Genomic DNA, 10086 nt, shown 5'->3' with positions numbered 1-10086 from the left:
GGGCACACTGCCGGGGGCACAGTTGTCGCTCTGAATCCGGGGCTCCGCCGCCCGCCAGGTTCGGCTTTTATGACTGGCTAGTGACGCGTATGCCCCGGCGTGACCTTCGGACTTTCCTGTCGGCGGTTCCAGCAAACACAACCGGTGGCCAAGAAGTTACCCGTGGGTAATTAGTTTACACGGGTCAAATAGTGGTTATTACCCTGTCGCGCCGGCCGCAAACCGCGTTATCTGTCGACGCAGATGAAAGGACAAACCATCGTGAACAGGACCGTAAAGCGAGTTGCCACAGTTGTCGTCTTCGTCGCGACGTTGCTCCTGCCAACTGGATGCCTCGACGCCACGGGCGGTGGTGGCGGCGGCGCCGGGCTTGTCGGCGGGGCCGGCGGTGGCACTGGTACCTGCGTAGGGCCGGTCTGCATCTGACGTCAGCCGCTTACACACGGCGTCCCCGCGAGGAGCCTCGGTGAGCTTCTCGCGGGGTCGCCGATAGCTGCGCCACCTCGTTAACCCACAAACGGCGATCGACGCGCCGGATGCATGGTGAATTCAGCGCACCGCCTGCCACGCCGGTACGCCTGTATCGGTCTGCATCGAGGTTCGCCGAGACATCACCGATACTTTAAGCGGCTCCGGCTGTTTCGGGTATCGCCGAAGGTCCGGGTTCACGAGGGCCCATGTCGAGGCGAAACGGCGGGTACTCATCGCGCAGCAACGCGCTGTACGCGTGCACCCGGATTGCCCAGCGGTTCATTCCGATCACAAAGTCGTACAAGCCTTTCGGGTAGCGCCCAGTGAACAGCAAGCCCACTACGGCGATCACCAGCAGGATCACTATCAGCGCCGGCAAGTGGTAGGCGGCGACTTTGTTCGGATTGATCAGCACTTGAAACCGCCAACTCGCGGTGAAGAAGACGTTCAGTATCAGGTAGTGGGGGATGACCATTAGCCACCACTTGATCAGCACCAGGCCCCGGTTGAGCCGCTCCGGATAGTCGACCTCCAGGTCGGCCGGATACTCGGCTTTCGGCCGCAAGCTGAACGGCGGATACTTGTCGGTGCCCAGTGCGAACAGCGCGTAAAAGGTGACCCGCCAACGCCATCGAATGACGCCGACGCTGAAGTCGAACAGGGCGCGCGGGTACTTGCCGGTGATCAGGATCGCGAGCAATGCGATCACCCAGACCACCACGACCCCGATGTGCAAGAAGAACAAAACGATGTAGTGCGGAATGGCGAGGATCCATTTGACCAGCCATTGCCAACGCGACAACCCGGGATCGAGGTCAGCTCGAACCCGGACGGGGTTAGCGGTGGAGTCGGGTTGCATGATCGGCAGCTCCTTAGTTCGGCTCGATCGATGAGCCGTCTCCGATTGTTTCGCATAGCGACCGTCGACCCCAGCATTTCGGGCCACCAGGTCGTCATGTCGCGCTGCCGACAGCAGTTCTAAGCGAACGACGTAGGCACTGCCGCGATGCACCTGCCCGGTAGCACTACGTTTCGCGAGTGTCGACGACCCGCTGGGCGATTTCGGACAGCCGCACGTTCATCTCCTGCGACAGCCGCCGCAGCATGTCGAATGCGTGCAAAGCATCGATGTTGTAGCGCTCCATGATGACACCCTTGGCTTGGCCGATGATGTCTCTGGTGCTCAGCGCAGACTGAAACTGTTCGCCCTGGCGGCCGGCAAGAATCGCCCCAGCGGCATGAGCGGCCAGCACGGAGCCAATCATTTCGGACTCCCCCGTAAAAGTGTTGGGCCGAAGGCTGAATACGTTCAGCGCGCCTGCGGTGCGATCGCTGGTATAGAGCTTGCATGACAGGCCGCTGCGCACCCCTATCTCGCAGACCGCACGGGAGTATGCCGGCCAACGCTGCTCAGTCTCGAAATCATCGATGCGCACGATCAACTCGTCGACCGCCGCACTGACACACGGACCTTCTTGATATTTCTCCTGCAGGGCGTCCAACTGGTAGATCAGATCCGAAGTGCCTACCAGCGACTCGAATTTGCCGCCCTTGGCGATGTGGAGCACGCCGGCGGTATCGGCACCTGGCAGTAATTCGATAGCCGCAGCCGTCACACCCGCGAGCACATCTTTGACGCTGCGGGGCGCCGCTAACGAACGGGCCAATTCAGCCATTCGCGCGGCCAGTTCATGGCTTCACAGATCGGGCATGTCTTTATGGGTTCCCCCACCTGTCCGGAGCTACACACCCGCATGCCATACACCCGGCTGAGGTTTGTCAATCGCGGGCCAAGGGTAATGCGCCCCCGAAGGCGGGCGCGCTGGTCGACCTGCGTGCTCGCTTAGGTCCCGTCGGTTCAGCCGAGAGCCGACGGGACCGTCGCCGCCAGGGCAAATAGCGCCGAACACACTAGTTACTCTCTTAGTTGTAGTAACGTGCGTCTTCATGGGACAGGAGGTCGTCGACGCCACACTTTCCTCGGCCAAGCTGGACAGCGCTGATATCGGTGTGATCCACGTCGCAAACGCCTTCGGGGAGATGTTCGCCGCACAGGCCGCCGCAGTGGATGCCCTCGGCCGCGCTCGAGTGTCACTCGACGACCTCGACGGCATCGAGGTGCACGACTGCTTCACGCCGAGCGAATACCTGGCGATCGACCACATTGGGCTGATCGGCGGCGGACGCCCGGTCGCAAAAACGTTCGCAACATCGAGCTTCGGCGGCAGCACCGCGACCACGGTCAGCTTCGTCGTCCGCGTGGCGGAGGACTGACCCGGTGGACGTCGAGATCGTCGGCAAGTTCCTCTCCACGCTGCCTGAAGACGACGACCACCCCTACCGGACCGGACCGTGGCGGCCGCAGACCACCGAATGGGACGCCGACGACCTGACCGCGGTCGAAGGCGCAATCCCCCCGGACCTGGACGGCATCTACCTACGCAACACCGAAAACCCGCTGCACCCGGCGTTGAAAACCTATCACCCGTTCGACGGCGACAGCATGCTGCAGGTGGTCGGGTTCCGCGATGGAAAAGCCTTCTACCGCAACCGGTTTATCCGCACCGACGGCTTTCTCGCCGAGAACGAGGCGGGCGGACCGCTGTGGCCGGGATTGGCCGAGCCGGTGCAATTAGCCAAGCGAGAGAAAGGCTGGGGCGCTCGGGGCCGGATGAAGGACGCGTCCAGCACCGACGTCGTGGTGCACCGCGGCACCGCGCTGACCAGCTTCTACCAATGCGGCGACCTATACCGGGTGGACCCATACTCGGCCACCACGCTAGGCAAGGAGACTTGGAACGGCCACTTTCCGGTTGATTGGGGCGTGTCCGCGCATCCCAAGGTAGACAACAAAACCGGTGAACTGCTGTTCTTCAACTACAGCAAGCAAGACCCATACATGCGTTACGGCGTCGTCGACCAGAGCAACGAGCTGGTGCACTACGTCGATATCCCGCTGCCCGGACCTCGCCTGCCGCACGATATGGCGTTCACCGAAAATTACGTTGTCCTCAATGATTTCCCGTTGTTCTGGGATCCGAGTCTGCTTGAGCATGATGTGCACCTGCCGCGTTTCCATAACGAGCTTCCGTCGCGCTTCGCGGTGCTCCCGCGCCGGGGCGAGACCACCGACATTCGATGGTTCGAGGCGGACCCGACGTTCGTGCTGCACTTCGTCAACGCCTACGAGGATGGGCACGAAATCGTGCTCGACGGCTTTTTCGAAGACGATCCATCTCCCCTCGACATTGGTGGAACGAAATGGGAACGGCTGTTCCGCTTCCTGGCACTGGATCGTCTGCAGTCCCGGCTGCACCGGTGGCGATTCAACCTGGTCACCGGCGCCGTGAAAGAAGAACGGCTCTCCGAGTCGATCACCGAATTCGGGATGATCAACGCCGGTTACGCGGCTGGCGGCTACCGCTACACCTATGCTGCGACCGGCAAGCCGGGCTGGTTCCTGTTCGACGGGCTGGTGAAACACGACGTGGTCACCGGCCACGAGCAACGCTACCGGTTCGCAGACGGTGTGTACGGAAGCGAGACGGCAATGGCTCCGCGCCCTGCCGCGACCGGCGAAGACGACGGCTACCTGGTCACGCTGACCACCGATATGAACGACGACGCCTCGCACTGCCTGATTTTCGACGCCGCCCGAGTCGACGACGGGCCGATATGCAAACTGCGACTGCCGGAACGGATTTCCAGCGGCACACACGCGACCTGGGCACCCGGTGCACAGCTGCGGCGCTGGAACAGCGTCGACTCACCGGCCAGCGCGATCGGACTGTAAATGTCCGACGTGATGACGCCGACCACGCTGAGCCCCGGCGGCACCAACGCCGTCGGCCGGATGCTCGGGCTGCTCGGCGACGAGTGGACGCTGCTGATCGTGCAGCAGGCGCTGCTGGGCGCTACCCGCTACGGCGAATTCATGTCGCGGTTGCCGATCTCCAACTCCGTGCTGACCAGCCGGCTGCGGGCGCTGACGGATAATGGACTGTTGACCCGCAGCACTTATCGGACTCGCCCGGTGCGCGCCGAATACCTGCTCACCCAGCGAGGTCGAGCGTTTTGGCCGGTGCTGCTGTCGATCTGGGAGTGGGAGCGGCGCTGGGTGCCCGAACACATCCACCGGCTTCCGGAAATGCGCCACAGCGTATGCGGCGCCGACTTCGCGCCACTGCTGACCTGCCGGTGCTGCACCGAGGTGGTGACCGAAAAGCAGGTCATGACCCGCTGGGGTCCCAGCGGAACCTGGCCACGATCAGTGCCCGAAGCGGCGACCCGGCGTAGAGCGAGCGCCGGCCGCAATCAGGCAGGCCTGTTTCCCGAGACGATGATCGTATTCGGAAACCGTTGGGCTGCTGCGTTGTTGGTGTGCACCTTCCTGGGAGCCACCCGGTTTACCGACTTCCAAACCCAACTCGGGGTCCCGCCGACGCTGCTGGCCGGTCGACTTCAGAAATTCTGCGCAAACGGCGTGCTGTGCGGGTCGCGGCAGCGTGGGCCGCGCTACCAGCTCACCGAGAAGGGCCGGGCGTTTCTCCCGGTGCTCGTCACCGCGCTGCAGTGCGGTCAACAATGGTTTGCGGCGCCAGAGGGACCGGCGGTGCTGCTCACCCACCGCGGCTGCGGCCGGCCGTTCACCGGGGAGCTGACCTGCGATCAGTGCGCCCGGCCCCTGACGGGTGCGCAGATCGAGGTGGTGGATGCACCTGCCGGCTATCGAGATCCCGCCGCCGATCGCGGTGCAGCGATGAGGCCAATGCCCACACCGAGCAGATCACCGTGCCCGCCACACCGACGGCGGCCGCAAAAAGACCGTAGGCAGCCGCGACCGGCGGGTGGACATTGACGTCGTAGTACCACACCGTCAGCGCCGCGATCAGCAACGAGATGACCAGGGCAGCAACCGATGCCAGCCTTGCCGCCAGGCCGCGGCCGACCATCGCGCCGGCCACCAACAGCGCCGACGACAGAAGCACGATCAGCTGGCCCGTCCCGAAGCCCGGCGGCAGATTCAGGCTGCCCCTGCTGCCACCGGCGGCGCTTGCCCAGCCGCCACCGTTGACACTTGTCGTCAGCCACGGCAGCCAGGCGCCGACCGACACCACCGCGGCGAACAGGGCGACCAGCCAACCGGGATGCAGGCGGGACATAGTGCGACGATTTGACGTCCTCCCTACGGCCGGAGCCGGGGGATTCCAACCTTTCACGCTGCGGTGTGGGGTCGGAGCAGTAATCCCTCGCGGTTTCCTGCTGGTTCCTGCTTCAGTGACGCGACCCTGCCCGAGGGCTGGAGCGAGTCTTCACAGGCGGTGACCGCAAGCCCTGCGGCCAGAATATTTTTCGCCGCGTTGACGTCAGCATGCTCGGTATATGAGCAGTGGGTGCACCGGAATACCGCTTGGCTCTCACGGGATTTCGAGTCCACATGCCCACAGGCCGAACAGGGCTGCGACGTGTGCTGCGCGGGCACCACCACCACGCGGGTCCCGCTGTAGCGAGACGCCGACGTCAGTGCCGAGGCGAAGAGATGCCATCCCTTGGACAAGATCGCGCGATTGAGCCCGGATTTGGCCTTCACATTGCTGCCGGGCGCTTCGACGGTACCTTTTGCTGAGCGGGTCAGGGTGGCCGAGCGCAACAGCGCGCTGTCCAGCGGGCGCGACAGTCGGAACCGCACCCAGCCCAGCTTCGGCAGCTTCACCCGGGCATGACGACCGTTGAGCTTCTCGACGACCATCTTGTTGCCCTCGGGGAACCGGAACGAGGGCCGCCACCGACGGCTTGAGCGCCACCGCACCCGAAACGTGCCGTGCCTGCGACACGCCTTGTCGAGATCCATCAACGTTTGCTGTAGACAATGCCCGGGCGCCTCGGCCAGCCACGGATGCTCCGCTTTGGCGTCGGCCACCTCGCCGGCCTGCTCGTGGTAATTGATCCACGCTCCGCGCCGACGATACTCACGCCGCTGCTCCAGGCCGATATTCCACACCACCCGACATGTGCTGGCGATCTGTTCTGCAAGCTGCTCCTGCTCACAGGTGAACTCGACCCGAAACCGCCGACCAGTCAACATGACTCAAACGCCTTTCACTAACTCCACCAGCCACGTCCCTTCTCCTCGACCACCTCGTCGATGATCTCTTTCGGCCGCGCCTCCAGCAACCCACCGACCACGGTGCGGCCACGCTTCGGACACCACACCGTGCGACACTCGCACGCAAACGTAATATCCGCATTCGTCCGGAACGTAGCACCCTGCACCGACAACCGCAGAAGGCCCCGCACTACCTATTAGGGTGGACACGACACTAAGGCGGTGCTTGCGATGACGGAGCTCCCCGATTGGGCTCGCCAGTTGGACCTGGCACCCAATCCCGAGGGCGGTTGGTTCCGGCAGACGTGGCGCAGCGACGTCACGGTCGGCCAGTCCGCGTTACCGCCGGACTACACCGGACCGCGCAGCGCCGGAACGGCGATCCTGCTTCTGCTGATGCCGGGTCAGCAGTCAGCGTGGCATACCGTGCGCAGCGCCGAGTTGTGGCTGTATCATCGCGGCAGCCCGCTGCTGCTCGATGTCGGAAGCGAACGACACAGCGCGACAACGCATGTGCTCGGTAGCGACATCACCGCCGGTGAACAGCCGCAGGTGCTGGTACCGCCCCGGTACTGGCAGCGGGCCCGCCCCCGCGACGACGAGCCGAGCCTGGTCAGCTGTGTGGTGGTGCCCGGTTTCGACTACGCCGACTTCGGGCTCGGCGCTGCCGACTGACTAGCCTTCCAGCGAGGACAGGTTGAACACCGTACCGGTCGGGTCGGCCGCCGCCGCCAGCCGCCCGTAGGGAGTGTCCTCGGCCGGTCGCAGCACCGCACCGCCGTTGTCGGTGATCACCTGCAGCGTCTTGTCGACGTCCTCGGCGCCGAAGAATATGGTCCAGTTCGATCCGACTCCGTCCGGCAGACATCCGGCGCCGTCCATCATGCCGAGCAATTGCTGATCGCCGAACCACGCTGTGGTGTAGCGGAATTCGTCGGTGTCGGCGATCTGCTCGGTTCGCCACCCGAGGATCTCGCGGTAGAACGCGACCGCGACCCGGTAGTCGCGGGTGGTCAGCTGGTGCCACACCGGCGCGCCGGCCTCACCGATCAGCTCGAAACCGCGGTGTTCCAGCGGCTGCCACAGGCCGAAGGGCGCTCCCGACGGATCGGTGGCCATGCTCATGAAGCCTTTCGCGGGCACTTCCATCGGTGCGATACACGACGAGCCGCCCGCCGTGGTCAGTGCCGACACCGTGGCGTTGATGTCGGCGGTGTGGAAGTAGGTGGTCCAGCCGTCGGGAGCTTGCCACTGCGGATTGTTGGCCATCAGGCCGGCGACCGGGTGGCCGTCCTTGGCGGCGTTGACGTAGCCGCCGTATTCGGGTCCGGCAGTTTCGAAGGTCCAGCCGAACACCGTGCCGTAGAAATCCTGGGCGCGGTCGAGGTCGGATGATGCCAGGTCGATCCAGGTGGGAGCGCCCAGCGGCGCGCCGTGACGAATGGGCACAATCATCTCCTTCGGGTGCGGTGTGTCCCCGGGTCGGGGCTCACCGATATCGACCGACGCCGACGCCAAAACTCATCGCGGCAGCGCGGACCCGAGTCAGGTCGGAGCGAACACCGTGACGAATTTGTGCAGCGATTCGCGGATATCACTTCTCAGCGCGCGGGCCACCACCATGCCGATCGGCCCGAACAATGCCGGACCACCGAGATGCACGTCGAAACTGACCACCGAGCCGTCGCCGTGCGGCTTGATCTTGGCGAGCAGCTTGACTCTGACACCGCCCACGCCGTGGCCGTTGAGCGTCATGGCCTCTGGCGGCTTGTAGTGCACGATCGTCCACCTGATCCGGTTGGGCATGCCCTTGACCTCGACGATCGACTCGATGACGGTGCCCTTCTCCAGCGTCTCGGGCAGCTTGCTGCGCCAGATCCGGTGAATGGTCAGCCATTCCTTGTAGCGAGACAGGTCAGAGGCATGTGCCCAGGCCGCTTCGGGCCGCAGTGGCACGTCGATGGATCCCGAGACTTTCCCCATGGGTTAATTCTGCTTGCCCTCGTTGTCCTTTGCCCGGGAACGTCATGGGTCGTCTTCGTCGTCGTCCTCGCCGAGCAGTTCGTCAGGGCGGTGGATGCGGTTGACCTGCGGTGGTCCGGTGCCGTCGCTCCAGGCGAGGCGGCCGTCCTCGGTCACTATCGTGGTCAGGTTGCCGCAAGTCGCCTCCGCATGGTCGGGCGCGCAGCCGAAGTAGAGGCTGTCGGCGTTGGTTAGCCCGCCGGCGGCCCAGTCCTGCGCGTGATGAACCTCGCAGTGGTAGCCGGGTTCAGGGCAATCGGGTCGGGTGCAGCCGCCGTCGCGGGCGTGGCAGATGATGCGCTGGTCTAAGGTGGCGATGCGCTTGCTGCGGCCCAAATACAGCGGGCGCTCGCAGTGATCCTCGAAGACGGCCAGATAGTGGATGCTGTTGGCGGCCATCCGGATCACATCGCGCATCGGCAATCGGCTGTTGCCGCCGGTGCGCGCCGGTGGTGGCATCGGGATGTTCGGGTCGTGCGCGGCGCGGGCGGCCTGCTCGAGCTCGCCCAGCTTGGTTGTCACGATCACGGTGACCGGCACGCCGCGATGGGTGCCGAGCTCGCCCGAGGACAGCGCATGGCGCAGCGCGAGCTTGAGCGCGTCGTGGCAACGCTGCGCCGGTGTGCGATGGTCACGCGCCTCGCCAGCAGCGTCGCTGGCCTCGGGCACGTGACGGCCCGGGCGGATGGCCGCGGTGATGGCCTCCAGGTAGGCGCGGGTTTCGGGGTCCAGCCAGCCGCGCAGCCGGCTCATGCCGTCGACGCATTGTGGCCCCAGCACCAGCCCGCGCCGCCGGGCCCGGTCCTCGTCGGAGAAGTTGCCGTCGGGATTGAGCCAGTCGGCGATCCGGTTGCCCACCACGGTGACGAACTTGGCGTCCTGCTTTCGGGCGTGGCGGACCAGGATGCGCTCGGCTTTGTCGCGGTCGGGCGCACTGACCGCGGCGGGCAGGGCATCCAGGGCGTGCAGCACCGCGGCGATATGGTCGTCACCGACGCTGCCGTCGTCGACAGCGGTGGCCAACTTCGGCAACTCCGGCGCCAGCGCCGGGCCGGTCAGCGAGCGTCGTGGCCGGATCCGCACCGCCACCCGAAACCGGCGTTTGACCTCCGCCGAGGTGACCCGCAGCCGCGCACCCAGCAGATTTCGCATCGACACCCCGGCCGGCAACCCCGGGTCCTCGGGCCCGTCGACCGGATCGGCGATCTCGCCGAACATCCGATACGACAGCCCGCGATTGACCCGGCCCAGCGCCTCTAGCCGCTCGGCGGTCGCCACCCGAAACGCATTGCCCACCAGGTCGGTGCACGACGCCCGCAGCCGGGCGTAGGCCGCGTCGATCAGCTCGAGATCGGTGAGTATCTGCGCACGCACCGCATCCACGGGAAGCGCCTGCTCGACGGAAGCCATCCCGCCATATTATCGAAAGAATGTTCGAGTCACCCCGGCCGCAGCGCATCGCACGCGCAATTGTGGATAAAGCGCGA

The 10086-nt window shown here is 65.0% G+C and carries 8 protein-coding genes and 3 pseudogenes; 4 read left to right on the top strand and 7 right to left on the bottom strand.

Annotation, left to right across the window (positions count from 1 at the left end):
- Positions 1-622: 622 nt before the first annotated feature.
- Positions 623-1330: a DUF4389 domain-containing protein gene (locus ACRDTL_RS03620; protein ID WP_431505349.1), complete on the bottom strand. Its 708-nt coding sequence runs from the start codon at positions 1328-1330 to the stop codon at positions 623-625.
- A 166-nt stretch (positions 1331-1496) separates the two neighbouring features.
- Positions 1497-2147, bottom strand: a complete 651-nt coding sequence (locus ACRDTL_RS03615; protein WP_431505348.1) for a GAF and ANTAR domain-containing protein — start codon at positions 2145-2147, stop codon at positions 1497-1499.
- A gap of 310 nt (positions 2148-2457) precedes the next feature.
- Between ACRDTL_RS03615 and ACRDTL_RS03610 the strand changes: the two are divergent.
- The 3 genes and pseudogenes from ACRDTL_RS03610 to ACRDTL_RS03600 all read left to right on the top strand — a co-directional run.
- Positions 2458-2745: pseudogene (locus tag ACRDTL_RS03610) on the top strand (thiolase C-terminal domain-containing protein); the annotation flags it as partial.
- 4 nt (positions 2746-2749) lie between these two features.
- Entirely contained in the window at positions 2750-4264 is a 1515-nt protein-coding gene (locus ACRDTL_RS03605; protein ID WP_431505347.1) for a carotenoid oxygenase family protein, read from the top strand.
- A pseudogene (locus ACRDTL_RS03600) lies at positions 4265-5053 on the top strand (winged helix-turn-helix transcriptional regulator); the annotation flags it as partial. It lies immediately after the preceding gene.
- 154 nt (positions 5054-5207) lie between these two features.
- Here the strand turns inward: ACRDTL_RS03600 and ACRDTL_RS03595 are convergent.
- A pseudogene (locus ACRDTL_RS03595) lies at positions 5208-5633 on the bottom strand (hypothetical protein); the annotation flags it as partial.
- A gap of 53 nt (positions 5634-5686) precedes the next feature.
- Positions 5687-6556: an RNA-guided endonuclease InsQ/TnpB family protein gene (locus tag ACRDTL_RS03590; RefSeq protein ID WP_431505346.1), complete on the bottom strand. Its 870-nt coding sequence runs from the start codon at positions 6554-6556 to the stop codon at positions 5687-5689.
- Positions 6557-6808: 252 nt separating this feature from the next.
- On the opposite strand from ACRDTL_RS03590, the gene ACRDTL_RS03585 reads away from it, so the two are divergent.
- Entirely contained in the window at positions 6809-7252 is a 444-nt protein-coding gene (locus tag ACRDTL_RS03585; protein ID WP_431505345.1) for a cupin domain-containing protein, read from the top strand.
- Here ACRDTL_RS03585 and ACRDTL_RS03580 read toward each other — a convergent pair whose 3' ends face one another.
- From ACRDTL_RS03580 to ACRDTL_RS03570, 3 genes are all read right to left on the bottom strand, one after another.
- Positions 7253-8026, bottom strand: coding sequence for a VOC family protein (locus tag ACRDTL_RS03580; RefSeq protein ID WP_431505344.1), 774 nt, complete (start codon positions 8024-8026; stop codon positions 7253-7255).
- A gap of 96 nt (positions 8027-8122) precedes the next feature.
- Positions 8123-8560, bottom strand: coding sequence for a type II toxin-antitoxin system Rv0910 family toxin (locus tag ACRDTL_RS03575; protein ID WP_431505343.1), 438 nt, complete (start codon positions 8558-8560; stop codon positions 8123-8125).
- Positions 8561-8602: 42 nt separating this feature from the next.
- Positions 8603-10009, bottom strand: a complete 1407-nt coding sequence (locus tag ACRDTL_RS03570) for a 13E12 repeat family protein (protein WP_431505342.1) — start codon at positions 10007-10009, stop codon at positions 8603-8605.
- Between the last annotated feature and the right edge of the window lie 77 nt (positions 10010-10086).

This window comes from Mycobacterium sp. (assembly GCF_050700595.1).
Classification (GTDB): domain Bacteria; phylum Actinomycetota; class Actinomycetes; order Mycobacteriales; family Mycobacteriaceae; genus Mycobacterium.
The sequence above is the reverse complement of the archived record's forward strand: the minus strand, read 5'-3'. Positions and strand labels throughout refer to the sequence as shown.